The organism is Erwinia sp. CGal63, from assembly GCF_037026505.1.
Taxonomy (GTDB): Bacteria; Pseudomonadota; Gammaproteobacteria; order Enterobacterales; family Enterobacteriaceae; genus Erwinia.
Window position 1 is genome coordinate 409,004 of record NZ_JAKUMN010000003.1, and the last position, 26,875, is coordinate 435,878.

Here is a 26,875-nt window from a genome sequence, read left to right on the forward strand (position 1 = left end):
CCGTGTGAAACGGCCCTTTAGCGCGACACCGGTTATTCCTGCAGGTCGCCGCAGAAACGGTAACCTTCGCCGTGAATGGTGGCGATGATTTCCGGCGTATCCGGCGTAGACTCGAAATGCTTACGAATACGGCGGATAGTGACGTCAACGGTACGGTCATGCGGCTTCAGCTCGCGGCCGGTCATTTTCTTCAGCAGATCGGCGCGGGTTTGAATCTTGCCCGGATTTTCGCAGAAGTGCAGCATGGCGCGGAACTCGCTGCGCGGCAGCTTGTACTGCTCGCCCTGCGGGCTGATCAGGGAACGGCTGTTGATATCCAGCTCCCAGCCGTTGAAGCGATAGCTCTCAACCAGCTTACGCTCTTCGCTGTGCGGCGCCAGGTTCATGGTACGCGACAGCAGGTTGCGGGCACGGATAGTCAGCTCGCGCGGATTGAAAGGCTTGGTGATATAGTCGTCGGCGCCGATTTCCAGACCGAGGATTTTATCGACCTCGTTGTCCCTGCCGGTCAGGAACATGAGCGCTACATTGGCCTGTTCGCGTAACTCGCGTGCCAGCAACAGGCCGTTTTTGCCGGGAAGGTTAATGTCCATGATGACCAGGTTGACGTCGTTCTCGGTCAAAACCTGATGCATTTCTGCACCGTCCGTAGCTTCATAAACCATGTAGCCTTCGGCCTCAAAAATACTTTTGAGAGTATTACGAGTAACTAATTCGTCTTCAACGATAAGTATGTGCGGGGTCTGCATGTGTTCGCTACCTAAAATTGCCAAAAAACGATATGGGCATACAGCGGTTACCCTGTTCAGGTAATACGCAAGCGTTAACTAACGCTTTGCGCGGGCTGTACGGAATATGTTCACAAGCCATTCATGGACCGGAACATCCCAGGTAAAAAGGGCATAGTCCCTGTCTCGGCAAGGTCAAAAATGGCGTATATCCTAACCTCATTAACAGCAACATAACAGCACAAGCCACGGCCAACAGCCAATAAATAAAGCTTAATTGACTTATATCAAACCAATTGTAGCACGTTGAGGTGCGGTTGAAAAATGCCTCACAGAAGGGAGGTTTAGCGCACAAAGTACGCTTTCAGACGAAAAAAATTCACGCTTTGTGATAAAAGAGTATAGCTAATTTTTAACATTTCTTAATTCACTGAAGTAAATGAGTTTATCTGTAGATAAATGTTTTTATCAGTAAAATTTGCATAAAAGTCTGCTGACTTTCGATTATAGCTGGTCAGACCGGCTGTAATTATGTTGTTGATTTGTTAAAAGCATGGTGAACCTTTCACGTCCACCCTATCTCTTAGTTATTGTTAAAATATGTCCAAAATGAACTTAAGAAGGCCGGCATGCGTTTTTCTCTGATACTTGTTTCACCTGCGCGCCCCGAGAATGTCGGGGCGGCAGCCCGCGCGATGAAAACCATGGGGTTTGATGAATTGCGCATCGTCAATAGCCAGGCGCATCAGGATCCCGCAGCGCGGCGTGTCGCTCATGGCGCCAACGATATCCTGGAGAAAGCCACGCACTGGCCATCGCTGGCCGCCGCGCTGGCGGATATTGATTTCAGTGTCGCCACCACCGCGCGCAGCCGGGCGAAATTTCGCTACTACGCGACGCCGCAGCAGGTGGAAAGCCAGCTGGCGGAAAAGCAGCAGTGGATCGGCAGCGCGGCGCTGATATTTGGCCGCGAGGATACCGGCCTGACCAACGATGAACTGGAGCTGGCCGATCTGCTGACCGGGATCCCGATGGCGGCGGACTATCCCTCGCTCAACCTGGGCCAGGCGGTAATGGTTTACTGTTATCAGCTTTCGGCTCTGCGTCAGGTTTCTGCCGCGCAGGCCGATGCTGCCGACGGACGGCAGCTTCACGCGTTGCGGCAGCGGGTCGATCTGCTGATCGAGCATCTGGCGGTCGGCGATGACCATAAGCTGGTCGACTGGCTGGATCAGCGACTGGGCCTGCTGCAACAGCGCGATACCGCTATGCTGCATCGCCTGCTGCACGACATAGAAAAAAAACTTATAGATAAAAAGCCTGAGTAATTTTCTGCAGACAGTGAAACATGCTGATGGTATCGCGGTTTCGCCCTCATTAAGATCTGTTTTCAGCGCAAAACCCTGGCGGGTGTTTTGTCAGCGTTTTTCTGCCTGCGGATAAAAAAATTGACTTAGTTGGAGGTTTGCTTTACTTCTGGAAGCGGACAAATTCAAGACAGACAGTAAAATCTAAAATGCGTACTCACAGCCTGATGACAACAATCATTATTACCACCATCACCATTACCACAGGTAACGGTGCGGGCTGACGCATACAGGAAAAATAAAAAAAGCCCGCACCTTAAACAGTGCGGGCTTTTTTTTCGGCAAAAATTCAGGAGATGATTATGCGAGTGCTGAAATTCGGTGGAACCTCAGTCGCCAACGCGGAAAGGTTTTTGCGCGTGGCGGATATTCTGGAGAGCAATGCTAAGCAGGGACAGGTCGCTACCGTATTGTCCGCGCCAGCGAAAATCACCAACCATCTGGTGGCGATGATTGAAAAAACCATCAGCGGGCAGGATGCCCAGGCCAACCTGCTGGACGCCGAAGCGATTTTCGACGCGCTGCTGAAAGGCCTGGCGGCGGCGGAGCTGAATTTCGACCATGCTCGCCTGAAAGCCGTAGTCGATGCCGAATTCGCCCAGCTAAAGCAGGTGCTGCACGGTATCAGCCTGCTCGGGCAGTGTCCGGACAGCGTTAACGCCGCCATTATTTGCCGGGGCGAGAAACTGTCGATCGCCATTATGGAAGGGCTGCTGCAGGCTCGCGGCTACGGCGTCAGCGTAATCGATCCTGTTGAGAAGCTGCTGGCCGTCGGCCACTATCTTGAGTCCACCGTAGATATTCCTGAATCCACTCGCCGTATCGCTGCAGGCCAGATCCCGGCGGAAAATATGATCCTGATGGCGGGCTTTACCGCCGGAAACGACAAGGGCGAGCTGGTGGTGCTGGGCCGCAACGGCTCCGACTATTCCGCTGCCGTGCTGGCCGCCTGTCTGCGCGCCGACTGCTGTGAGATATGGACCGACGTTGACGGCGTTTATACCTGCGACCCGCGCCAGGTGCCTGATGCGCGCCTGCTGAAAACCATGTCCTATCAGGAGGCGATGGAGCTTTCCTACTTTGGCGCCAAGGTGCTGCATCCGCGCACCATTACGCCAATCGCCCAGTTTCAGATTCCGTGTCTTATCAAAAACACCGCCAATCCCCAGGCGCCCGGCACGCTGATCGGCGGTGACAGCACCGACGAGGACAATCCGGTCAAAGGCATCACCAACCTGAACAATATGGCGATGTTCAACGTCTCCGGGCCAGGCATGAAAGGCATGGTCGGCATGGCGGCGCGAGTGTTTGCAGCCATGTCCCGCAGCGGCATCTCTGTAGTGTTGATTACGCAATCTTCTTCCGAATACAGTATCAGCTTCTGCGTGCCGCAGAGCGATCAGCTGCGCGCGCGGCGCGTGCTGGAAGAGGCGTTTTTCCTGGAGCTGAAGGATGGTTTGCTGGAGCCGCTGGACGTGATGGAGAACCTGGCGGTGATCTCGGTTGTCGGCGACGGTATGCGCACGCTGCGCGGCATTTCCGCGAAGTTTTTCTCGGCGCTGGCGCGAGCCAATATCAATATTGTCGCTATCGCCCAGGGCTCTTCCGAGCGCTCTATTTCAGTAGTGGTGCACAATGATGACGCCACTACCGGCGTGCGTGTGGTGCATCAGATGCTGTTCGCCACCGATCAGGTTATCGAAGTTTTCGTCATTGGCGTCGGCGGCGTCGGAGCGGCGCTGATCGATCAGCTTTCCCGCCAGCAGGCCTGGCTGAAGAAAAAACATATCGATCTGCGCGTCTGCGGTATCGCCAACTCCAGAGCGCTGTTGACCAACGTTCACGGCATTCCGCTGGACAACTGGCAGGCCGCGCTGCAGGAAGCGAAAGAACCTTTCAACCTGGCGCGCCTGAACCGGCTGGTGAAAGAGTATCATCTGCTTAACCCGGTGATTGTCGACTGTACCTCCAGCCAGGCCGTGGCCGACCAGTATGCCGATTTTCTGGCGGATGGCTTCCATGTGGTGACGCCGAATAAAAAGGCCAATACCTCTTCCTGGCACTATTACCAGCAGATGCGCGCGGCGGCGGCGAAATCGCGTCGCAAGTTCCTGTACGATACCAACGTCGGCGCTGGCCTGCCGGTTATTGAAAATCTGCAGAATCTGCTGAACGCGGGCGACGAGCTGCTGCGTTTTTCCGGCATTCTTTCCGGCTCGCTGTCGTTTATTTTCGGCAAGCTGGATGAAGGCGTTTCGCTGTCGGAAGCGACCCGCACAGCGCGCGAGCTGGGCTTTACCGAACCGGATCCGCGCGACGATCTTTCCGGCATGGATGTGGCGCGCAAACTGCTGATCCTGGCGCGTGAAGCGGGCTACCAGCTGGAGCTGAGCGATATAGAAATCGAAGCGGTGCTGCCGGAAGCCTTTAACGCGCTGGATGTGGAAACCTTTATGCAGCGTCTGCCTGAGCTGGACGAGCACTTTGCCGCCCGCGTCGCTCAGGCGGCCGAAGAGGGCAAAGTCTTGCGCTTTGTCGGCGCAATCGAAGAGGGCGGCCGCTGCCGCGTGAAGATTGATGCCGTTGACGGCAACGATCCGCTGTATAAAGTGAAAAACGGCGAGAACGCCCTGGCGTTTTACAGCCGCTACTATCAGCCGATTCCGCTGGTGCTGCGCGGCTACGGCGCCGGCAACGATGTGACCGCCGCAGGCGTGTTCGCCGATCTGTTACGCACTTTGTCATGGAAGTTGGGAGTTTAAACATGGTTAAGATCTATGCGCCCGCCTCAATCGGCAACGTTAGCGTGGGTTTTGATGTGCTGGGCGCGGCGGTATCGCCGGTTGACGGCACGCTGCTGGGCGACTGCGTAACGGTGGAAGCGGCCAGCGAATTCAGCCTGCGCAATGAAGGGCGTTTTGTCAGCAAGCTGCCGGCGAACCCGCAGGAAAATATCGTCTGGCAGTGCTGGGATCGCTTTTGCGAGGCGATTGGCGAACGCGTACCGGTCGCGATAACGCTGGAAAAAAATATGCCGATCGGCTCTGGCCTGGGATCGAGCGCCTGCTCGGTGGTCGCCGGCCTGATGGCGATGAATGAGTATTGCGACAGGCCGTTAAACGACAACGAACTGCTGACGCTGATGGGCGAGCTGGAAGGCCGCGTGTCCGGCAGCGTTCACTTCGATAACGTCGCGCCCTGTTTTCTCGGCGGCCTGCAGCTGATGCTGGAGGAGAACGGCATTATCAGCCAGCCGGTGCCAAATTTTGACGACTGGCTGTGGGTAATGGCTTATCCGGGCATCAAGGTGTCTACCGCCGAAGCGAGAGCGATCCTGCCCGCGCAGTATCGCAAGGAAGATATCATCAGACATGGTCGCTATCTGGGCGGCTTTATTCACGCCTGCCATACTCAGCAGCCGGAACTGGCGGCGAAGCTGATGCGCGACGTGGTGGCGGAACCTTACCGCACGAAACTATTACCGGGCTTCGCCAATGCCCGCCAGGCCGCCCAGGATATCGGCGCGCTGGCCTGCGGCATTTCCGGCTCCGGCCCGACGCTGTTCGCCGTCTGCAATCAGGCCGACACGGCGCAGCGCATGGCGGACTGGCTCCGCCAGCACTACCTGCAAAACGAAGAAGGCTTCGTCCATATTTGCCGCTTAGACACGGCTGGCGCACGTAAACTGGGATAACGCATGAAACTTTATAATCTGAAAGATCACAACGAACAGGTCAGCTTTTCACAGGCGGTTAAGCAGGGCCTGGGCAAACAGCAGGGACTCTTTTTTCCGCTGGAGCTGCCGGAGTTTGAACTGACCGATATCGACGCCATGCTGGAGATGGATTTCGTCAGCCGCAGCAGCAAAATTCTTTCCGCTTTTATCGGCGATGAAATCGACGCGCACCATCTGCACGAGCGCGTGAAAAACGCTTTTGCGTTCCCGGCGCCGGTAGCGAAGGTGACTGACAATATTTCCGCGCTGGAGCTGTTTCATGGCCCAACGCTGGCGTTTAAAGACTTCGGCGGCCGTTTTATGGCGCAGATGCTCTCTTACGTCAGCGGCGCGGATGAAAAGATCACCATTCTGACCGCCACCTCCGGCGATACCGGCGCGGCTGTGGCCCACGCCTTTTACGGCATGGATAACGTGCGCGTGGTGATCCTCTATCCACAAGGCAAAATCAGCCCGCTGCAGGAAAAACTCTTCTGTACGCTGGGCGGCAACATTCAGACCATCGCTATCGATGGCGATTTCGACACCTGTCAGTCGCTGGTCAAACAGGCGTTCGACGACGAGCCGTTGAAGAAAGCGATCGGCCTGAACTCGGCGAACTCGATTAATATCAGCCGTCTGCTGGCGCAGATTTGCTACTACTTCGAGGCTGTAGCGCAGCTGCCGCAGGAGAAGCGTAATCAGCTGGTGGTTTCCGTGCCCAGCGGCAATTTCGGCGATCTGACTGCGGGCCTGCTGGCGAAATCGCTGGGCCTGCCAGTGAAGCGCTTTATCGCCGCCACCAACGCCAACGACACCGTGCCGCGCTTCCTGAAGGCCGGCGAGTGGCTGCCTGCCGCAACCGTCTCGACGCTGTCCAACGCGATGGACGTCAGCCAGCCGAATAACTGGCCGCGCGTGGAAGAGCTGTTCCGCCGCAAAACCTGGCGCCTGACCGATCTGGGCTACGGCGCGGTGGATGACGAGACTACCCGCGCCACTATGCGCGAGCTGGCCGACCTGGGCTATATCTCCGAGCCGCACGCCGCCATCGCTTACCGTCTGCTGCGCGATCAGCTGCAGGAAGGCGAGTTCGGGCTGTTCCTGGGCACGGCGCATCCGGCCAAGTTCAAAGAGAGCGTGGAGGAGATATTGGGCCAGCCGCTGCCGCTGCCGAAAGAGCTGGCGGATCGGGCGGAGCTGCCGCTGCTGTCGCACAAGATGGCTGCCGACTTCGCCGAACTGCGCGACTTCCTGCTCTATAAATAACGCTTCCGGCCCTTATTCTTTAAGGGCCGTTTTCATAGCGCTTTGCTGATTGCCCTCAAACCGTTCCGCTGGCTGGCTGCTGGCCTGAATTTCCTGCTGCTGATGAACCGGAAGGCTGCTGGCTTTGCGGCGGCGCGCTAAGGGTTTGCTGTCCCCGCACGTCCGCTGCCGGATTGGGTTGCCCGGCTGCGGTGATATTCGCTGGCCCGTTTTCCGCAGCGGCTACGGCGCCTCGTACTTTGCTGTGCGCCTGATAGATCTGGTTCACCATTTTATAAGTCAGGCCGAAAGCGGCCGCAGTGCCGCCATTGTTAAACAGGCTGGAGAGCAGCGGCGAAATATTGCCTTTGGTCGCCGCATTCAGTACCTGTTGCGCCGCCAGCGTGCTGGCGTTAGCGATATTGTTCCAGCTCAGGCGGGCGATGGAGTGGTCCAGCAAACGGCCATAATCCTTCATCGGCAGGGAAGGCGAGAATTTTTGCGAGTCGCCTGCGCGTTTGGCGTCATAGTGCTTGCCGAGAAACGCGTCGCCGGTTTCAATGACGGTGTTGCAGGCGGCACGAATAGCGGAAACCAGCGCGCCCATCTGGTGCAGCTCTTTGCCGCTCAGCCGCTGTCCCGCCGCATCGCGGATTTCCGGCCCGGAAACGCTATAGCCCTGCGGCAGCGCTTTTTGAATCAGGCCGTCCTGCAGCATCCCCATCGCCAGCGTGTTCAGCGTGTACCAGGCGCCGTTGGTGCGCATATGGTCATCGCTGACGCCGTGGCTGGGCTTGCCGTCGCGCGACGCCACCATGCTGCCGGTAGCCTGCAGAGACTCGCGAGTCACGGCGTAAAGCACGTTGCGCAGCTGGGTGCTGAGAACCCGAGCCGTCAGGCCTGAGTTGCCGGTCAGCGCGCCAGCGACCGACATGCCGATATTCATTAGCTCCGCCGCTACCTGCTGGCCGGTTACGCGTTGCGAATCCCGCTGATGTTTATCCACCATGCTTTGCCACTGCTGCGGCTTATCGCGCTGCATTACGGCGGCCTGATCCGGGCTCAGTCCGAACTGGCCGCGCACGGCGACGGCATTGTTCTGCGGATCGCGGGCGAGTCTGGGTTCCCTGATGCGGCTGTGGGCGGCGATATTGGCCAGCGAAACCGCCACCTGCAGGCCTACGGCGGCGGCAGGATGTTTCTCTGCCAGATGGGGCAGCATCATATTGTAGGCTTCGATAAAAGCTTCTTCGCGCATCAGCGTCGGCAGTCCGCAGGTGACCATCTGCTGCAGCGCGTGGCCGCCCAGCGCGCCCCAGGCTTTGTTTTGCAGCGGCGCGGAGGCGAACTTGCCCAGGGTGACGGCGGAGTGTTTGGTTTCTTCCCAGCCCGCTTTGCCCGCCACTTTAGCGCCTTGCCAGCTCTTATTGCCGACATATTTCGTGCCCTGCCAGCCCGCTTTGCCAACCACCGTCATTTTATCGGCGGTATAGCTGCCGCCGGTTTTCAGGCCGTCCCAGGCAAGGTTGCCGGCGCTTTGCAGGCCGCCGGAAGCTGTTTTCATCCCTTGCTTCGCGCCGCCGGCGAGGTCGGATAAAAACTGTCCTGCGTTGCGGCTGGCCCTGGCCGCGCGCCCCGGATTCGCGTCGGGCATCGGGCCGCTTTCAATATCGCCCCGGCTATTTTGTACGGTCATTGGCTGAAGAACGGGCGCGCGCTGGATGGAATCGTTCATAAGTTGCCTCTCTGGTTATCATCGCTGAAAGCCATCGTCAGCGTCATCAGGGTCGCCAGCCATTCCGCCAAATCATTGCCGTCCAGCGCCAGAGTGTCCCAGCGCGAGAGCAAACTGACCTGCTCATCGTATAGACCCAGCGAGCAGTTGGTCAGCGTCTTTAAGTCGCCGTTAGCGAGCAGAATCTGGCGGGCCGACTCTTTGCTCAATGCCAGCGGCGTAGAGAGAAAAAGATGACGCTGGTCGCCGTCGGCAGTAAGAGCAATATCACGCTCGGGAAAGCGCAGCGAACAGAAGCAGCCGTTCAGATCGTATTGCGTCGCGGGCAGCCGCAGCGACTCAATCGCCTGCCGCACCAGCGGATAGTGCCATTCTGAGGCCAGCGCCTGTTCCGCCAGCGCGTCGACTGCCATTGCCGTTTGCCGCTGCCAGCCCGTTATCCAGCCCGGCAGCGCGGGTATTACATTCTCTTCCTGCGCCGCATCTTGCTGGCCCAGAGAAAACAGCAGATCGATCAGGCTGGCGGCCAGCGCGTCGAGATCGTTGAGTATTTCAGCCAGCGCTACGGCATCATCAACCGTATCGACTGCCAGACGTCTGCTCAGCAGCGTTGCGCCCGATTCGTCCAGCGAGAGGCTGATGCCGTTCATCGCCATAGCGACGCCGTTGGCGCGCAGCAGCACCTGCTGCCAGCTTTCAGGATAAATCTCCGCTGGCGTGCGCAAATAGCCGACGGCCAGCCATAGCGGCACGGGCGCCTCACTCTGGCAGATCATCACCACATGCAGCGCATCGAGCTGTAATAAGCCCGTTTGGGCAAACTGCCGCTGCGTCTGTTCATCCACGCCAAACTGCGCGGCCGCCGCCTTTAGCCAGGCGTGCGAGACGGCCGGCAGCGGATTTTGCAGGGAAGAAACTGCAGAAGGTTCCACTGACGGATGCGAGGCCTGCCAGGCCCGTTCCGCCACGTTTTTGAGAAGCGCTTGCCGATCCATATCCACCTCGCGGCTAAGTATTTAAGCCTTGGTGGTGCGGAAGCTGTCATGGTTCTGTCATCGGGGAAGGTATAACAAAATGCTATGGCAGAAGAGGGCAGGCGGTCTGAAAAAGGCCGCCTGAGAGCATTAAGCGATTTCGCGACGTTTAAACACCAGTTCGCGTTCGCTGCTTTCATCGGCAGCGAAAAAGTAGCCGTCGACCGTGAAAGCTTTCAGCTGTTCCGGCTGCGTCAGGCGGTTTTCAATAATGTAACGGCTCATCAAACCGCGGGCTTTTTTGGCATAGAAGCTGATGATTTTAAATTTGCCGTTTTTCTCGTCCAGGAATACCGGCTTGACGACGCGGCCCTGCAATTTTGCAGGCTTTACCGCTTTAAAGTATTCGTCGGAAGCGAGATTGATCAGCACGTCATCATCCTGTTCGGCCAGTGCCGCATTCAGCGCTTCGGTCAACTTATCGCCCCAGAAGGCGTAGAGATCTTTTCCGGCGGGATTCGATAGCTTCGTGCCCATCTCAAGCCGGTAGGGCTGCATCAAATCCAGCGGGCGCAGCAGGCCGTAAAGGCCGGAAAGCATACGCAGATGGCGCTGGGCAAAAGCGAAATCCTCTTCCTTTAGCGTTTCCGCCGCCAGCCCGGTATAGACGTCGCCCTTAAAAGCCAGCATCGCCTGGCGTGCGTTGTCCGGCGTAAAAGGCGTTTGCCAGTTCTGGAAACGGCCGGCGTTTAAATCGGCCAGCTTGTCGCTAATGTCCATCAGCGAAGCAATTTGCGCCGGTGTTAAATCGCGCGCTACCGCTATCAGCTTTTGGGCATCATCCAGCAGCGCAGGTTGCGTAAAGCTGGTGGTCGCCAGCGGGCTTGTAAAATCCAGCGTTTTGGCCGGGGAGATCACCATCAACATCGCAGAGTCCTTGTGTAAAGAGCCGTCGGAAGGCAAAAAAGAAGCGCGGGCAGTGTAGCAAAAAAGCGTATCGATTCGACAAATCGCTGCTATTGAGCGGGACGAAATTGCTAAAAATCGGCACGATTTAGCACTCAGTGGCCTTGCCGCAAGCTTACCTTGCATGGGCGGTCTCGCGTGATATTATCCGTGACAGACAGTTTCAAGAACCCGATAACTCTTCTGAGAGAATGACAATCATGACGGATAAACTGACTTCCCTGCGCCAGCTCACCACCGTTGTTGCCGATACCGGCGACATCGCAGCGATGAAGCTGTACCAGCCGCAAGACGCCACCACCAACCCTTCGCTGATCCTCAATGCCGCCGGCATCCCGGAATACCGCAAGCTGATCGACGAAGCTGTGACGTGGGCGCGCGAGCAGAGCAGCAAGAAAGAAGAGCAGATCCAGTACGCGGCCGATATGCTGAACGTGAAGATCGGTCTGGAGATCCTGAAGCTGGTGCCTGGCCGTATCTCTACAGAAGTGGATGCGCGTCTCTCTTACGATACCGAAGGCAGCATCAATAAAGCGCGCGCGCTGATCAAACTCTATAACGACGCCGGCATCAGCAACGATCGCATCCTGATCAAGCTGGCCTCTACCTGGCAGGGCATTCGCGCCGCCGAGCAGCTGGAAAAAGAAGGCATCAACTGTAACCTGACGCTGCTGTTCTCCTTCGCCCAGGCTCGCGCCTGCGCCGAAGCGGGCGTTTACCTGATTTCGCCGTTCGTTGGCCGTATTCTGGACTGGTACAAAGCCAATACCGACAAAAAAGAGTACGCGGCGCATGAAGATCCGGGCGTGATTTCCGTTTCCGAAATTTACCAGTACTACAAGCAGCACGGTTACGAAACCGTGGTGATGGGCGCCAGCTTCCGTAACGTTGGCGAGATCATCGAGCTGGCCGGCTGCGACCGTCTGACCATTTCTCCGGCGCTGCTGAAAGAGCTGGCGGAAAGCGAAGGCACGCTGGAGCGTAAGCTCTCTTACACCGGCGAAGTCAAAGCGCGTCCGGCCAAAATGACCGAAGCCGAGTTCCTGTGGGAGCACAACCAGGACCCGATGGCGGTCGACAAGCTGGCGCAGGGCATCCGCAACTTCGCGCTGGATCAGGCCAAGCTGGATAAAATGCTGGCTGAACTGCTGTAACTTCCTCGCGCGGCCGGTTCGCCGGCCGCGTTCTGTACATCAAGCGCGGCAATGTTTATCCTTCCTCCATTCCCCTTTTAAAACCGCGTCCGCACTCACGGCGGCCGGCATCACAGTGACGACACAATGAATACTTTACGCATAGGACTGATCTCCGTTTCCGATCGCGCCGCCAACGGCATTTATCAGGACGAGGGATTGCCGGCGCTGGAAGCCTGGCTCTCTCAAGCGCTGGCAACCCCTTTTACCGTGGAAAAACGACTGGTGCCCGACGAGCAGCCGATGATTGAACATGCGATCTGCGAGCTGGTGGACGAAATGTTCTGTCATCTGGTGCTGACCACGGGCGGAACCGGCCCGGCGCGTCGTGACGTCACGCCGGATGCGACGCTGGCCGTCGCCGATCGTGAAATGCCGGGCTTTGGCGAGCAGATGCGGCAAATCAGCCTCAACTTTGTGCCGACCGCTATTCTTTCGCGCCAGGTCGGCGTAATCCGCAAACAGTCATTGATCATTAATCTGCCGGGACAGCCGAAATCGATTAAAGAGACGCTGGAAGGCCTGAAAGACAGCGAAGGCAAAACCCAGGTGCACGGCATTTTCGCCAGCGTGCCTTACTGCATTCAACTACTGGATGGCCCCTGGGTGGAAACCCATGAGAAGGTAGTAGCAGCATTTCGCCCGAAAAGCGCCAGACGCGAAACAAACAGCTAAAGATCGCCCAATTCAGGCATAAAACTCAGCGCCGCTGGTGTAGCGGAAAATGAACGGTATAGTCAGGCTGACTTTACACTTTCATTAACCTCTGGCTGCGCGACGATGATGCATAACAACCACGCTCGCCGGTTAAACCGGCAGGATTATAAAACGCTTTCTCTGGCCGCGCTGGGCGGCGCGCTGGAGTTCTATGATTTTATTATTTTTGTTTTTTTCGCCGCGGTAATCGGCGAACTTTTCTTTCCGGCGGATATTCCTGACTGGCTACGCCAGGCGCAGACCTTCGCTATCTTTGCGGCAGGCTACCTCGCGCGCCCGCTCGGCGGCATTATCATGGCGCACTTCGGCGACAGCAAAGGGCGTAAGAAAATGTTCAGCCTGAGTATTTTGCTGATGGCGCTGCCGACACTGGCGATGGGACTGCTGCCAACTTACGCCTCGCTTGGCGTAGCGGCGCCGATTCTGCTGCTGCTGCTGCGCATTCTACAGGGCGCTGCTATTGGCGGCGAAGTGCCGGGAGCATGGGTTTTCGTGGCTGAACACGTGCCGGAAAAGCGTATCGGCTTCGCCTGCGGCACGCTGACCGCCGGACTGACGGCAGGTATTTTGTTAGGCTCGCTGGTCGCCACTTTAATCACTACCACGCTTTCAGCGCAGAGCATCGCGCAGTTTGGCTGGCGTATTCCCTTCTTCCTCGGCGGCGTCTTTGGTCTGATTGCGCTCTGGCTGCGTCGCTGGCTGCATGAAACGCCGGTCTTTAGAGAAATGCAGGCACGCAAGGCGCTGGCGCAGGAACTGCCGCTGAAAACTATCGTCACGGCGCATCGTCGGAGCGTGGCGGTTGCCATGTTGCTTACCTGGCTGCTTTCCGCCTGTATTGTGGTGGTGATCCTGATGGCGCCCGCGCTGCTGCAAAAAACTTATGGATTGCCGGCGGCGCAAACCCTGCAGGCGAATAGTCTGGCAACGGTGATGCTGTTAATTGGCTGCGTTATGGCGGGAACAGCAGCGGATCGTTTTGGCGTGGGCAGAACGCTGGTTGCGGGAAGCCTGTTGCTGGCGGTTGGCTGTACCTGCTTTTTTTACGCCGCTGCGGCCGCGCCCCAGTATCTGTATGCCAGCTACGCGCTGGCGGGCCTTTGCGTGGGCGTAGTCGGCGTCACGCCCTGTATTATGGTCAAAGCTTTTCCGGCAGAGGTGCGTTTCACCGGTATCTCTTTTTCCTACAACGTCGCCTACGCTATCTTCGGCGGCCTGACGCCGATTTCGGTGACTTTTATGATGAAGCTGACGCCAATGGCGCCGCTGTGTTACGTGTTGAGCCTGGCTTTGATGGGATGCGTACTCGGCGGCTGGCTGTGCGGCGGCAAACGACCGCTGTTAACGCAGGTCAGCGCGCGCTAAGCCCCGGTTGCGGGGCTTGATGCTCAGGCTTTGATCACGCCCGTCGGCAGCGCCTGACGGCCCAGCTGCTCGTTAATCACTTCCGCCATCGCCAGATAGATAGCGCTGGCGCCGCATAGGATGCCTTCGAAGCCGGCAACGGTCAGCACGGCCGCGCTGCCCGTGATATTACCGATCGCCAGCAACGCGAACAGCAGCGTCAGGCTGGCGAAGACGAACTGTAGCGCACGGTTGGCCTTCAGCGTGCCGAAGAACATAAATAGCGTAAAAATGCCCCACAACGCCAGCCAGACGCCCAGCAGCACCGCATCGGTCGGCGCTGCAAGCCCCAGCTTCGGCAGCAGCAGGATGCCGACCAGGCTCAGCCAGAAACAGCCATAGGCGGTAAAAGCGGTTAGTCCGAAGGTGTTCCCTTTTTTATATTCCAACATGCCCGCCAGAATTTGCGCCAGACCGCCGAAAAAAATGCCCATGCTGATCACTACCGAGGTCAGCGGGAAAAAGCCTGCGTTGTGCAGGTTCAGCAGTATGGTGGTCATCCCAAACCCCATCAGGCCCAGCGGGCCCGGATTTGCCAGTTTATTGTTATGCATAAGTCCTCTGCGATAACGAAAAATTAAAATAGTGTTGCGCGAGCAGGGCGGCGAACCGCCGCTTTGCGGTAAAGCGCGCGGCATCATAATGAGCGCACGAAAGGCGCACATTGATCTGAAGAAGGATAAAAACGAAATTTTTTTCAACTCGCCCCTTGATGACGGGCGCGCAGGCCCCATCTTATTTGGCATCCAAGGCTGTGTAGCGAAAAAAAAGCGCGGCGCCGGGAGTTGAAACGGCAAAAACCGCCCGCATTAAGTGTGCATAACCTGATTTGAAATGAATTTAAGTGGGAGACGTTTAGATGGGCAAGATTATCGGTATTGACTTAGGTACAACCAACTCTTGTGTCGCCATTATGGATGGCGGCAAAGCGCGTGTACTGGAGAATGCGGAAGGCGATCGCACCACGCCATCCATCATCGCTTATACCCAGGATGGTGAAACCCTGGTTGGTCAGCCTGCTAAACGCCAGGCGGTTACCAACCCACAGAATACCCTGTTTGCGATCAAGCGCCTGATTGGCCGTCGCTTCCAGGACGAAGAAGTGCAGCGCGACATCAAAATTATGCCTTACCAGATCATCGGCGCCGACAATGGCGACGCATGGCTGGACGTGAAAGGCCAGAAGATGGCGCCGCCGCAGGTTTCTGCCGAAGTGCTGAAAAAAATGAAAAAGACGGCGGAAGATTACCTGGGCGAGCCGGTAACCGAAGCGGTTATCACCGTACCGGCCTACTTTAACGACGCGCAGCGTCAGGCGACCAAAGACGCTGGCCGCATCGCGGGTCTGGACGTAAAACGTATTATCAACGAACCTACCGCAGCGGCGCTGGCTTACGGTATGGATAAAGGCCAGGGCAACCGCACTATCGCGGTTTATGACCTGGGCGGCGGTACTTTCGATATCTCTATTATCGAAATCGACGAAGTCGACGGCGAAAAAACCTTCGAAGTACTGGCTACCAACGGTGATACTCACCTGGGCGGCGAAGACTTCGACAGCCGTATGATCAACTATCTGGTCGCGGAGTTTAAGAAAGATCAGGGCATCGATCTGCACAACGATCCGCTGGCGATGCAGCGTCTGAAAGAAGCCGCAGAGAAAGCGAAAATCGAACTTTCTTCCGCGCAGCAGACCGACGTGAATCTGCCGTATATCACTGCTGACGCTACTGGCCCTAAACACCTGAACATCAAGGTGACCCGTGCGAAGCTGGAATCGCTGGTAGAAGATCTGGTAAGCCGTTCTATCGAGCCGCTGAAAGTTGCTCTGCAGGATGCTGGCCTGTCCGTGTCCGACATCAACGACGTGATCCTGGTCGGCGGTCAGACTCGTATGCCAATGGTGCAGGCGAAAGTAGCCGAGTTCTTTGGCAAAGAGCCGCGTAAAGACGTGAACCCGGATGAAGCGGTAGCGGTAGGCGCAGCGGTACAGGGCGGCGTGCTGGCGGGTGACGTGAAAGACGTTCTGCTGCTGGACGTGACTCCACTGTCGCTGGGTATCGAAACCATGGGCGGCGTGATGACTTCGCTGATTGCGAAGAACACCACTATTCCAACCAAGCACAGCCAGGTGTTCTCTACGGCGGAAGATAACCAGTCCGCGGTAACCATTCACGTGGTGCAGGGTGAGCGTAAACGCGCGGCGGATAACAAATCGCTGGGCCAGTTCAACCTGGACGGCATTCAGCCGGCACCGCGCGGTATGCCGCAGATCGAAGTTACTTTCGATATTGACGCCGATGGTATTCTGCACGTTTCCGCTAAAGACAAAAACAGCGGTAAAGAGCAGAAAATCACCATCAAGGCTTCTTCCGGCTTGAACGACGATGAAATCGAAAAAATGGTGCGCGATGCGGAAGCTAACGCCGAAGCCGACCGTAAGTTCGAAGAGCTGGTGCAGATCCGTAACCAGGCTGACCATCTGTCGCACAGCACGCGTAAGCAGCTGGACGAAGCGGGCGACAAGCTGCCTGCGGACGACAAAGCGCCGATCGAAGCGGCTCTGACCGATTTGAACACCGCGCTGAAAGGCGAGGACAAAGCGGAAATCGAAGCGAAGATGCAGGCGCTGATGGAAGTTTCCAGCAAGCTGATGGAGTTCGCTCAGCAGCAGCAGGCCGCTGGCGGCGCAGCTGACGCGGCCGACGCTTCCGCGAAGAAAGACGACGACGTGGTCGACGCCGAGTTCGAAGAAGTTAAAGACAAAAAATAATCGCCCTTGAGCGGGCACGGTGGGCCGAAAGGCCCCCAGTGAAACCTACGGGCGTCGGAGTTTTCTCCACGCCCGTTCACGCATGTTGAGGGCAGGATCACCATAATGGCGAAGCAAGACTACTACGAGATTTTGGGCGTTTCGCGATCGGCGGACGAGCGCGAAATCAAAAAGGCTTATAAACGCCTGGCGATGAAGCATCACCCCGATCGTAATCCGGGCGATAAAGAATCAGAAGCCAAATTTAAAGAGGTCAAGGAAGCCTATGAAATTCTGACCGACGCGCAGAAACGCGCGGCTTACGATCAGTATGGTCACGCGGCCTTCGAACAGGGCGGCATGGGCGGCGGCGGCGGTTTTGGCGGCGGCGGCGCAGACTTCAGCGATATCTTTGGCGACGTGTTCGGCGATATCTTCGGCGGAGGACGCCGTCAGCAGCGTGCCGCACGCGGCGCCGATTTGCGCTACAACATGGAGCTGACGCTTGAAGAAGCCGTCCGCGGCGTGTCCAAAGAGATCCGCATCCCTACGCTGGAAGAGTGCGACGTCTGCCACGGCAGCGGCGCGAAGGCGGGAACGCAGCCGCAAACCTGTCCGACCTGTCATGGTCAGGGCCAGGTTCAGATGCGTCAGGGCTTTTTCACCGTGCAGCAGGCGTGTCCGACCTGTCACGGTCGCGGTTCCATCATTAAAGATCCCTGCAACGCCTGTCACGGACATGGCCGCGTAGAGCGCTCTAAAACGCTGTCGGTGAAAATCCCGGCTGGCGTGGATACCGGCGATCGCATTCGTCTTTCCGGCGAAGGAGAAGCGGGCGAGCACGGCGCGTCGTCGGGCGATCTGTACGTTCAGGTGCAGGTGCGCAAACACCCTATCTTCGAACGTGAAGAGAACAACCTCTATTGCGAAGTGCCAATTAACTTTGCGATGGCGGCGCTGGGCGGCGAGATTGAAGTGCCAACGCTGGACGGCCGCGTCAAGCTGAAGGTGCCTGCGGAGACGCAGACCGGCAAGCTGTTCCGTATGCGCGGTAAAGGCGTGAAGTCCGTACGCGGTGGCGCTCAGGGCGACCTGCTGTGTCGCGTAGTGGTGGAAACGCCGGTCAGCCTGAACGAGAAGCAGAAAAGCCTGCTGCGCGAGCTGGAGGAGAGCTTCGGCGGCGCCGGCGGCGAGAAGAACAGCCCACGTTCGAAAAGCTTTTTCGACGGCGTGAAGAAGTTTTTCGACGATCTGACCCGCTAGCGCGAGTCACTAAAAAGGCAGCTGAGAAGCTGCCTTTTTGCATTAAAGGCGAAGAGCGACCGCGATCGGGTCAGTTGGCCTGCTGTAGCCCGGCAAGTTCATGGTCTGAGAGGCCGGTCATTTTTATCACCGTATCCTGCTCGATGCCGTTTTGCAGCATGGCGTGAGCGATTTTCAGCGTAGCTTCGCGTTCGCCTTGTATGCGTCCTTTCTCCAGACCTTTTTGTTCCAGATATTCGGCAATAGTCATTAACACATCCTCCTGTGGCGATGAGCGGCTGGCAAGCTTCTGCAGAAGCTGCTCCGGATGAATCGTTGAGCCGGTTTGCACCATCCAGTTCATCAGGGTTACTAACTGCTCGCCCGTAGTGTAACCCTCAAGCAATAAGGCTACCAGTTTTTCACTCATTTCCACCAGGTCACGGGTTTGAGCGTGCTTCAGCAGCAGTTCCAGCATCGCCATTTTCCGGTGTTGCATAATGTCGCTATCGTTCAGCGTGCCCGTATCGACCAGGGGAAAACTGCTGGTGTAAAGCTGCCGTGCAAGCTCAGGATCGGTGAACAATGCCGTCCAGTCGGTGGTATAGGGCCACGGGCTGGCGCGTCCGTGACAAAATAACATTGGGATAACCAGCGGCAGTGTCTCATGTCCAGCTTCAAGATGCTGCTGCATGGCTGCGACAGCATAGCGCATCAGGCGAAATGCCATATGTTTGTCCGCGCTGCTCTGGTGTTCAATCAGCGTATAGATATAGCCGGTACCCCTGTTCGTACGCAGCGAATAAAGCACATCGGCGAAATAGGTGCGTAAATTTTCCTCAATAAAGCTGCCCGATTCAAGCCGGAGCGTAGAGAGATCGCAAATTTGCAGCAGCGGCGCGGGTAGATGAAAAGTCAGGAAATCCCGCGCGGTATCGGGATCGGTCAAAAAGGTTTTAAACAGTCCATCGTGAGGTACAGGAGAAATCGCTTTCATCGTCCTTTCCTGAAGCGAGAAATTATTTCGCTACTCTGCCACAGAATTGCCGACGGGCAGGATCGACATTGCCGCTATGCGGCGCGTCTCGTAAAGAATTGTCCGGCGACGGCTTTTTGCCCGATAAACGGCCCTTAAGCGTTTTTCTCGCCGCCGTAAGCGCGTATGCTGTCAGGCCGCACAATCATCTCTGTATCAGGAAAGACTCCGATGAAATCAGCGCTTAAGCGACTACTAAATAATGAAGCAACAGGCGGCATGGTTCTGATCGTCGCCGCTGCGATCGCCATGTTCCTGGCTAACAACGCCACTACTCAACAAACCTACCAGTCTCTTCTGGCCACGCCGGTCGAATTTCGTTTCGGCGCGCTGGATATCAGCAAAGATCTGCTGCTGTGGATCAATGACGCGCTGATGGCGCTGTTCTTTTTAATGATTGGGCTGGAGGTTAAGCACGAACTGGTGTCGGGCTCGCTGGCCACGCGCGAACGCGCTATGTTTCCGCTGATAGCGGCCGTCGGCGGGATGATCGCGCCCGGCGCCATTTACGCTTTGCTGAACCATAACGACTCTCTGGCCATTCACGGCTGGGCGATTCCGACCGCGACGGATATCGCTTTTGCCTTAGGGATTCTGGCGCTGCTCGGCAGTCGCGTGCCGCCGGCACTGAAAATGTTTCTGATGGCGCTGGCGGTAATAGACGATCTGGGCGCCATTCTGATTATCGCCTTCTTTTATACGCAGGATCTCTCGCTGGCCTCGCTTGGCGTGGCGGCAGGCGCGATTGTGGTGCTGGCGCTGCTGAACCGGCTGGGCGTACGCAATATCTCCATTTATATGCTGGTTGGCCTGGTGCTCTGGGTTGCCGTACTGAAGTCCGGCGTGCACGCTACGCTGGCGGGCGTGATCGTCGGCTTCTTTGTGCCTCTTGAGAAGCAGAACGGCCACTCTCCGGCTATTCATCTGGCGCACGGCCTGTCGCCCTGGGTGAGCTGGCTAATCCTGCCTTTGTTCGCTTTTGCCAACGCAGGCGTCTCGCTGAGCGGCGTTTCGCTCGACGGACTTTTTTCCGCCGTGCCGCTGGGCATCATTCTGGGGCTGTTTATCGGTAAACCGTTAGGCATCACCCTAATCTGCTGGCTGGCCGTAAAGCTGCGCATCGCCGCGCTGCCGGAAAGCACCCGTATGCGGGATATTTCAGCTATTGGCGTGCTGTGCGGTATCGGCTTTACCATGTCGATTTTTATCGCCTCGCTGGCTTTCGACGCGAAGCACGAAGAGATGGTGACGCTGGCGAAGCTGGGTATTCTGACCGGTTCGATTGTTTCTGCAGTGGTGGGCTATACGCTGCTGCGTATTAAATTACGCTAACGGTCGGCGGCGGCAGGTTGCCTGTCGCCGCGCCTCTGGCCAGTAAACCGGGCCGGATAGCGGGCATAAAAAAACCTGCCTGAGCAGGTTTTTTTATCAAAGCTGATAAACAGACGGGCGATTAAGCCAGTTTGTTGATCTGAGCAGTCAGGTTTGCTTTATGACGTGCCGCTTTGTTTTTGTGGATCAGGCCTTTAGCTGCCTGACGATCCACGATTGGCTGCATTTCATTAAATGCATTCTGCGCAGCTGCTTTATCGCCAGTAGCGATAGCCGCGTATACTTTCTTGATAAAAGTACGCATCATTGAACGACGGCTAGCGTTGTGCTTACGACGCTTCTCAGACGTTACGGCGCGTTTCTTAGCTGATTTGATATTAGCCAAGGTCCAACTCCCAAATAGTTCTATGAGGACAATTCAAAGGCCGAGGAATATGCCTCTTTAGCCCGTGGTTGTCAATGGATTTGTGCAAATAAGCGCCGCTGAAACAACGACACCTGGTTACGTTTCGATGGCGCAAGATTCTACCAGCTTCACGGCGATGAATACAGCTTATTCACAATAAAAATGGTATCGCCTGTCAGCGGCGACAGAAAAAGCCGGCATTAAAGCGGTAAAGGCACATTCGCGGGTTAACCTTCCTGGTGGTAGTTGGTATAATCCGCCGATTTCCACGAACCTGAGCCAGCCATGAAGTTTATCCGCGGCATACATAACCTCCGGGAGCAGCATCGCGGCTGCGTACTGACCATTGGTAATTTCGATGGCGTGCATCGCGGCCATCAGGCGCTGCTGGCCCGACTGCGTGAAGAGGGGCGCAAGCGCAAGCTGCCGGTAGTGGTCATGCTGTTTGAACCGCAGCCGCTGGAGCTGTTTGCCGCCGATAAGGCGCCCGCACGGCTGACGCGGCTGCGCGAGAAGCTGCGCTATCTGCAGAAAGCGGGCGTGGATGCCGTACTCTGCCTGCGCTTCGACCGGCGTTTTGCCGCGCAGTCCGCGCACAGCTTCGTCGCCGATCTGCTGGTCGACAAACTCGACGTGCGCTTTCTGGCGGTCGGCGACGATTTCCGCTTTGGCGCTGGTCGCGAAGGGGATTTCCTGTTATTACAGAAAGCGGGCCATGACTACGGTTTTGACGTTATCAGCACCCAAACCTTTTGCGACGACGGCAGGCGCATCAGCAGTACGGCGGTGCGCCAGGCGCTGGCGGCGGACGATTTACCGCTGGCGAACGCGCTTCTGGGACATCCCTTCAGCCTATCCGGTCGCGTGGTGCACGGCGACGCGCTGGGCCGCACCATCGGCTTTCCCACGGCTAATCTGCCGTTAAGGCGCTACGTTTCGCCGGTGAAAGGCGTCTACGCCGTCGAGGTGCATGGCCTCGGTGACAAACCTTTGCCCGGCGTCGCTAATATCGGCACTCGCCCCACGGTGGCGGGCATACGCCAGCAGCTGGAAGTCCATCTGCTGGACATTGCAATTGACCTGTATGGGCGCCATATAGAAGTGGTGCTGTGTGAAAAAATACGAAACGAGCAGCGTTTTGCCTCGCTTGACGCGCTCAAAGAGCAAATTGCCAGAGACGTGGTGGCCGCCCGAAACTTTTTCGGACTGAGCGCACCGGTTTAAACAGAAGCGAAATACGGAATCGAGAATCTGATGAGTGACTATAAATCTACCCTGAATTTGCCGGAAACGGGGTTCCCGATGCGTGGCGATCTGGCCAAACGCGAACCGGGAATGCTGCAGCGCTGGTATGATGACAATCTGTACGGCATCATCCGCGAAGCCAAAAAAGGGAAAAAAACCTTTATCCTGCATGACGGCCCTCCTTATGCGAACGGCAGCATTCATATTGGTCACTCAGTTAATAAGATTCTGAAAGACATTATCGTTAAGTCCAAAGGCCTGGCGGGTTTCGATGCGCCTTATGTGCCGGGCTGGGACTGTCACGGTCTGCCAATCGAGCATAAAGTCGAGCAGATGATCGGCAAGCCGGGCGAAAAAGTCACGGCGGCGGAATTTCGCGAAGCGTGCCGTAACTACGCCGCCGAGCAGGTTGAAGGCCAGAAAAAAGACTTTATCCGTCTGGGCGTGCTCGGTGACTGGGATCATCCTTACCTGACGATGAACTTCCAGACCGAAGCCAATATCATTCGCGCGCTCGGCAAAATCATCGGCAACGGCCATTTGCACAAAGGCGCCAAGCCGGTGCACTGGTGTCTGGACTGCCGCTCCGCGCTGGCGGAAGCGGAGGTCGAGTATTACGACAAAACCTCGCCGTCTATCGATGTGATGTTCAATGCCATCGATGCCGACGACGTGCGCGCTAAATTCGGCGCCGATAAGGTTGAGGGCCCAATCTCGCTGGTGATCTGGACCACCACGCCGTGGACGATGCCGGCCAACCGCGCTATCTCTCTGCACCCTGATTTCGATTACCAGCTGGTACAGATTGAAGGCCGTGCGCTGATTCTGGCGAAAGATCTGGTGGAAAGCGTAATGAAGCGCGCTGGTATCAGCGAATGGCAGGTGCTGGGCGAAGCTAAAGGCGCGACGCTGGAGCTGCAGCCTTTCCAGCATCCTTTCCTCGATATCACTTCGCCTGTGGTTCTGGGCGAGCACGTGACGCTGGAAGCGGGTACCGGCGCCGTACATACCGCACCGGGTCACGGCCCGGACGACTACGTTATCGGCCAGAAATACGGCATCGAAGCGGCTAACCCGGTCGGCCCGGACGGTCGCTACCTGCCGGGTACTTATCCGACGCTGGACGGCGTAAACGTCTTTAAAGCCAACGATATGATCGTTGAACTGCTGCGTGAAAAGGGCGCGCTGCTGCATGTTGAGAAACTGCTGCACAGCTATCCGCACTGCTGGCGCCATAAAACGCCGATCATCTTCCGCGCCACGCCGCAGTGGTTTATCAGCATGGATCAGAAAGGCCTGCGCGAGCAGTCGCTGAAAGAGATTAAAGGCGGGCAGTGGATCCCGGACTGGGGCCAAGCGCGTATCGAGTCTATGGTCGCCAACCGTCCCGACTGGTGCATCTCGCGTCAGCGTACCTGGGGCGTACCGATGGCGCTGTTTGTGCATAAAGAAACTGAACAGCTGCATCCGGATACGCTGGTGCTGATGGAGAAAGTGGCGCAGCGCGTCGAGCAGGACGGCATTCAGGCCTGGTGGGATCTCGACGCGTTCGATCTGATGGGCGACGACGCGGAAAACTACGTCAAGGTGCCGGATACGCTGGATGTCTGGTTCGATTCAGGCTCCACCAGCTATTCGGTGGTGGACGCGCGTCCGGAATTTGAAGGCCACACGCCAGATATGTATCTGGAAGGCTCCGATCAGCATCGCGGCTGGTTTATGTCCTCGCTGATGATTTCTACGGCGATGAAAGGCAAAGCGCCTTATCGTCAGGTACTGACGCACGGCTTCACCGTGGACGGTCAGGGCCGCAAAATGTCCAAGTCGATCGGTAACACCGTGTCGCCGCAGGACGTCATGAACAAGCTGGGCGGCGACATTCTGCGCCTGTGGGTGGCGTCTACCGACTATTCCGGCGAAATGGCGGTATCGGACGAGATCCTGAAGCGTTCTGCGGACGCCTATCGTCGTATCCGCAACACCGCGCGCTTCCTGCTGGCTAACCTGAACGGCTTTAACCCGGAAACGGATATGGTCAGCCCGGAAGAAATGGTGGTGCTGGATCGCTGGGCGGTAGGCCGTGCTAAAGCGGCGCAGGACGATATTATCGCTTCCTACGACAGCTACGACTTCCACGAAGTGGTGCAGCGTCTGATGCAGTTCTGTTCGATCGAGATGGGCTCTTTCTATCTGGATATCATCAAAGATCGTCAGTACACCGCCAAGGCCGACGGCGTGGCGCGCCGCAGCTGCCAGACCGCGCTTTACTATATCGCTGAAGCGCTGGTGCGCTGGATGGCGCCGATCATGTCCTTTACCGCGGATGAGATCTGGAATGAGCTGCCGGGCGAGCGTGCAAAATACGTCTTCACCGAAGAGTGGTTCGACGGGCTGTTCGATCTGGCGGAAAGCGAGCCGATGAACGACGCTTTCTGGGCCGAGCTGCTGAAGGTGCGCGGCGAAGTCAACAAAACCATCGAGCAGGCGCGCGCCGATAAGCGTTTGGGCGGCTCGCTGGAAGCAACCGTCACGCTGTACGCCGATGCGGCGCTGGCGCAAAAGCTTACCAGCCTGGGCGACGAGCTGCGCTTTGTGCTGCTGACTTCCGGCGCGCAGGTAGCGGACTATGCGCTGGCGACCGAAGAAGCGCAGCAGAGCGAGCTGGTGAAAGGTCTGAAGATTGCGCTGCACAAAGCGGAAGGCGAGAAGTGCCCGCGCTGCTGGCATTACGCGACCGATATCGGGCAAAGCGCGGAGCATCCGGAAATCTGCGGCCGCTGCGTCACTAACGTCAGCGGCGCTGGCGAACAGCGTAAGTTCGCCTGATGAAGCCGATTCTCTCAACCGGGCTGCGCTGGCTATGGCTGGTGCTGGTGGTAATCGCCATCGACTTTGGCAGCAAGCAGTGGATTATGGACACGCTGATGCTGCACGAGTCGATGCCGGTGATGCCGTTCTTTAACTTTTTCTATGCGCACAACTACGGCGCGGCGTTCAGCTTCCTGGCGGACAAAGGCGGCTGGCAGCGCTGGTTCTTCGCCGCCATCGCGGTGGCTATCGCCATCGCGCTGCTGGTGATGATGTATCGCACCGAGGCCAGCAAAAAGCTCAATAACATCGCCTACGCGTTGATTATCGGCGGCGCGCTGGGCAATCTGTTCGATCGCGCTTACCACGGCTTTGTGGTCGATTTCATCGACTTCTACGTGGGCGACTGGCATTTCGCCACGTTTAACATCGCAGACTGCGGCATCTGTATCGGTGCCGCGCTGATTGTGCTGGAAGGGTTTCTGACGCCCGCCAGCAAAGCGAAAAGGGCAGAGCATGACTGATTCTGTACAGCGCGACAGCGCAGTGCTGGTGCATTTCACCTTAAAACTTGCCGACGGCTCTACGGCGGAATCCACGCGCGAAAACGGCAAGCCCGCGCTATTCAGCCTGGGCGACGGCAGCCTCTCCGCCGAGCTGGAGGAGCAGCTGCTGGGCCTTGCGCCTGGCGACAAGAAAGCCTTCTCGCTGGGGCCGGATGCGGCGTTCGGCCAGGCCAGTCCGGATCTTATCCAGTACTTCTCCCGCCGCGATTTCCGCGAGTCGGGCGAGCCGGAAATCGGGGCCATCATGCTGTTCAGCGGCATGGACGGCAACGAAATGCCGGGCGTGATCCGCGAAATTTCCGGCGATTCCATTACCGTGGATTTCAACCATCCGCTGGCCGGGCAAACTATTCACTTTGATGTAGAAGTACTGGAAATCAATCCGGTACTGGAGGCGACCAATGCAAATCCTGCTGGCTAATCCTCGCGGCTTCTGCGCCGGCGTCGATCGCGCCATCAGCATCGTAGAGCGCGCGCTGGAGATGTATGGCGCGCCTATCTACGTGCGTCATGAAGTGGTGCATAACCGCTATGTCGTCAACAGCCTGCGGGAGCGTGGCGCTATCTTTATCGAAGAGATTAGCGAAGTGCCGGACGACTCGATTCTGATTTTCTCCGCGCATGGCGTTTCTCAGGCGGTGCGGGCAGAAGCCAAAGCGCGCAACCTGACCATGCTGTTTGATGCCACCTGTCCGCTGGTGACCAAAGTGCATATGGAAGTCGCCCGTGCCAGCCGCAAAGGAACCGAAGCGATTCTGATTGGCCATGCTGGCCATCCGGAAGTTGAAGGCACAATGGGGCAGTACAGCAATACGGCTGGCGGCATGTATCTGGTGGAGTCGCCGGCGGACGTCTATAAGCTGCAGGTGAAAAACGAAGAAAACCTCTGCTTTATGACGCAGACCACGCTTTCCGTCGATGATACTTCCGATATTATCGACGCGCTGCGCGACCGCTTTCCTAAAATCATCGGGCCGCGTAAAGACGATATTTGCTATGCCACCACCAATCGTCAGGAAGCGGTGCGTACGCTGGCGAAAGACGCGGATGTGGTGCTGGTGGTCGGCTCGCGCAACTCCTCCAACTCCAATCGTCTGGCTGAACTGGCGCAGCGCGCGGGCAAGCTGGCGCGGCTGATCGATTCGGCGGACGATATTCAGGAAGAGTGGATTAAGGGCGTTAGCTGCGTTGGCGTGACGGCGGGCGCTTCCGCGCCGGATATTCTGGTGCAGCAGGTGATCCAGCGGCTGCGCGAGCTGGGCGGCGAAGCCGCTATCGAGCTGATCGGCCGCGAAGAGAATATCGTGTTCGAAGTGCCGAAAGAGCTGCGTGTGGAAGTAAAGCAGGTCGATTAGCGCCACGCCACAATGAGATACTGAAACCCGAAGGAAAACATTAGTTCCGTTTTCGCTTCGGGTTTTTTATTGCCCATCTTCAGCGC

23 protein-coding genes and 1 other annotated feature are annotated in these 26,875 nt (G+C 57.2%); of the genes, 16 read left to right on the top strand and 7 right to left on the bottom strand.

Annotation, left to right across the window (positions count from 1 at the left end; translation table 11 throughout):
• Positions 1-32: 32 nt before the first annotated feature.
• On the bottom strand, positions 33-749 hold the full coding sequence (arcA, locus tag MKZ79_RS13240) for a two-component system response regulator ArcA (RefSeq protein WP_336142790.1): 717 nt from the start codon (positions 747-749) through the stop codon (positions 33-35).
• 608 nt (positions 750-1,357) lie between these two features.
• Here arcA and MKZ79_RS13245 point away from each other — a divergent pair.
• From MKZ79_RS13245 to thrC, 5 genes are all read left to right on the top strand, one after another.
• A complete protein-coding gene (locus MKZ79_RS13245; RefSeq protein ID WP_336142792.1) occupies positions 1,358-2,056 on the top strand; it encodes a tRNA/rRNA methyltransferase in 699 nt (232 codons plus the stop codon).
• A gap of 188 nt (positions 2,057-2,244) precedes the next feature.
• Positions 2,245-2,319, top strand: coding sequence for a thr operon leader peptide (gene thrL, locus MKZ79_RS13250; protein ID WP_336142876.1), 75 nt, complete (start codon positions 2,245-2,247; stop codon positions 2,317-2,319).
• Positions 2,252-2,375 (top strand) — a sequence feature (Thr leader region). (Overlaps the previous gene by 68 nt.)
• Positions 2,376-2,397: 22 nt before the next feature.
• On the top strand, positions 2,398-4,857 hold the full coding sequence (gene thrA / locus MKZ79_RS13255; protein WP_336142794.1) for a bifunctional aspartate kinase/homoserine dehydrogenase I: 2,460 nt from the start codon (positions 2,398-2,400) through the stop codon (positions 4,855-4,857).
• Between the two features lie 2 nt (positions 4,858-4,859).
• Entirely contained in the window at positions 4,860-5,789 is a 930-nt protein-coding gene (gene thrB / locus MKZ79_RS13260; RefSeq protein ID WP_336142799.1) for a homoserine kinase, read from the top strand.
• Positions 5,790-5,792: 3 nt separating this feature from the next.
• Positions 5,793-7,079, top strand: coding sequence for a threonine synthase (gene thrC, locus MKZ79_RS13265; RefSeq protein ID WP_336142802.1), 1,287 nt, complete (start codon positions 5,793-5,795; stop codon positions 7,077-7,079).
• A 55-nt stretch (positions 7,080-7,134) separates the two neighbouring features.
• Here thrC and MKZ79_RS13270 read toward each other — a convergent pair whose 3' ends face one another.
• The 3 genes from MKZ79_RS13270 to yaaA all read right to left on the bottom strand — a co-directional run bounded on the left by MKZ79_RS13270 (position 7,135) and on the right by yaaA (position 10,694).
• Positions 7,135-8,793: a hypothetical protein gene (locus MKZ79_RS13270; protein ID WP_336142805.1), complete on the bottom strand. Its 1,659-nt coding sequence runs from the start codon at positions 8,791-8,793 to the stop codon at positions 7,135-7,137.
• Positions 8,790-9,788 (bottom strand): type III secretion system chaperone, encoded by a 999-nt coding sequence (locus tag MKZ79_RS13275; RefSeq protein ID WP_336142806.1) that lies wholly within the window; start codon positions 9,786-9,788, stop codon positions 8,790-8,792. The genes MKZ79_RS13270 and MKZ79_RS13275 overlap by 4 nt, the downstream gene beginning before the upstream one ends.
• Positions 9,789-9,917: 129 nt before the next feature.
• Positions 9,918-10,694, bottom strand: a complete 777-nt coding sequence (yaaA, locus tag MKZ79_RS13280) for a peroxide stress protein YaaA (protein WP_336142808.1) — start codon at positions 10,692-10,694, stop codon at positions 9,918-9,920.
• A 239-nt stretch (positions 10,695-10,933) separates the two neighbouring features.
• Between yaaA and tal the strand changes: the two genes are divergently transcribed.
• From tal to MKZ79_RS13295, 3 genes are all read left to right on the top strand, one after another.
• A complete protein-coding gene (gene tal / locus MKZ79_RS13285) occupies positions 10,934-11,887 on the top strand; it encodes a transaldolase (protein ID WP_336142811.1) in 954 nt (317 codons plus the stop codon).
• Positions 11,888-12,013: 126 nt separating this feature from the next.
• On the top strand, positions 12,014-12,601 hold the full coding sequence (gene mog, locus MKZ79_RS13290) for a molybdopterin adenylyltransferase (protein WP_336142814.1): 588 nt from the start codon (positions 12,014-12,016) through the stop codon (positions 12,599-12,601).
• Positions 12,602-12,706: 105 nt separating this feature from the next.
• On the top strand, positions 12,707-14,008 hold the full coding sequence (locus MKZ79_RS13295) for an MFS transporter (protein ID WP_336142816.1): 1,302 nt from the start codon (positions 12,707-12,709) through the stop codon (positions 14,006-14,008).
• A 23-nt stretch (positions 14,009-14,031) separates the two neighbouring features.
• Here the strand turns inward: MKZ79_RS13295 and satP are convergent, their stop codons facing one another.
• Positions 14,032-14,601 (bottom strand): acetate uptake transporter, encoded by a 570-nt coding sequence (gene satP, locus MKZ79_RS13300; RefSeq protein ID WP_336142818.1) that lies wholly within the window; start codon positions 14,599-14,601, stop codon positions 14,032-14,034.
• 305 nt (positions 14,602-14,906) lie between these two features.
• Here satP and dnaK point away from each other — a divergent pair, with 305 nt between their 5' ends.
• Positions 14,907-16,820, top strand: a complete 1,914-nt coding sequence (gene dnaK / locus MKZ79_RS13305) for a molecular chaperone DnaK (protein WP_336142820.1) — start codon at positions 14,907-14,909, stop codon at positions 16,818-16,820.
• Positions 16,821-16,925: 105 nt separating this feature from the next.
• Positions 16,926-18,062: a molecular chaperone DnaJ gene (gene dnaJ / locus MKZ79_RS13310; RefSeq protein WP_336142822.1), complete on the top strand. Its 1,137-nt coding sequence runs from the start codon at positions 16,926-16,928 to the stop codon at positions 18,060-18,062.
• A 70-nt stretch (positions 18,063-18,132) separates the two neighbouring features.
• Here the strand turns inward: dnaJ and MKZ79_RS13315 are convergent, their stop codons facing one another.
• Positions 18,133-19,038 (bottom strand): Rpn family recombination-promoting nuclease/putative transposase, encoded by a 906-nt coding sequence (locus MKZ79_RS13315; RefSeq protein WP_336142824.1) that lies wholly within the window; start codon positions 19,036-19,038, stop codon positions 18,133-18,135.
• Positions 19,039-19,248: 210 nt separating this feature from the next.
• On the opposite strand from MKZ79_RS13315, the gene nhaA reads away from it, so the two are divergent.
• Entirely contained in the window at positions 19,249-20,409 is a 1,161-nt protein-coding gene (gene nhaA, locus MKZ79_RS13320; RefSeq protein ID WP_336142825.1) for a Na+/H+ antiporter NhaA, read from the top strand.
• Between the two features lie 121 nt (positions 20,410-20,530).
• Here nhaA and rpsT read toward each other — a convergent pair whose 3' ends face one another.
• Positions 20,531-20,794 carry a 30S ribosomal protein S20 gene (gene rpsT, locus MKZ79_RS13325; protein ID WP_016190910.1) on the bottom strand — a complete coding sequence of 88 codons (264 nt, stop codon included), beginning with the start codon at positions 20,792-20,794 and terminating at the stop codon, positions 20,531-20,533.
• A gap of 306 nt (positions 20,795-21,100) precedes the next feature.
• Between rpsT and ribF the strand changes: the two genes are divergently transcribed.
• From ribF to ispH, 5 genes are read left to right on the top strand one after another with little or no spacing between them, the layout of a single operon-like run.
• Positions 21,101-22,039, top strand: a complete 939-nt coding sequence (ribF, locus tag MKZ79_RS13330) for a bifunctional riboflavin kinase/FAD synthetase (protein WP_336142828.1) — start codon at positions 21,101-21,103, stop codon at positions 22,037-22,039.
• A gap of 30 nt (positions 22,040-22,069) precedes the next feature.
• Positions 22,070-24,886 (top strand): isoleucine--tRNA ligase, encoded by a 2,817-nt coding sequence (gene ileS / locus MKZ79_RS13335; RefSeq protein ID WP_336142830.1) that lies wholly within the window; start codon positions 22,070-22,072, stop codon positions 24,884-24,886.
• Complete coding sequence (gene lspA / locus MKZ79_RS13340; protein WP_336142832.1) at positions 24,886-25,392, top strand: signal peptidase II; 507 nt, start codon at positions 24,886-24,888, stop codon at positions 25,390-25,392. The genes ileS and lspA overlap by 1 nt, the downstream gene beginning before the upstream one ends.
• Entirely contained in the window at positions 25,385-25,855 is a 471-nt protein-coding gene (fkpB, locus tag MKZ79_RS13345) for an FKBP-type peptidyl-prolyl cis-trans isomerase (RefSeq protein ID WP_336142833.1), read from the top strand. The genes lspA and fkpB overlap by 8 nt, the downstream gene beginning before the upstream one ends.
• Positions 25,836-26,789, top strand: a complete 954-nt coding sequence (ispH, locus tag MKZ79_RS13350; protein WP_336142834.1) for a 4-hydroxy-3-methylbut-2-enyl diphosphate reductase — start codon at positions 25,836-25,838, stop codon at positions 26,787-26,789. Before fkpB ends, ispH begins: the two co-directional genes overlap by 20 nt.
• Positions 26,790-26,875 lie beyond the last annotated feature (86 nt).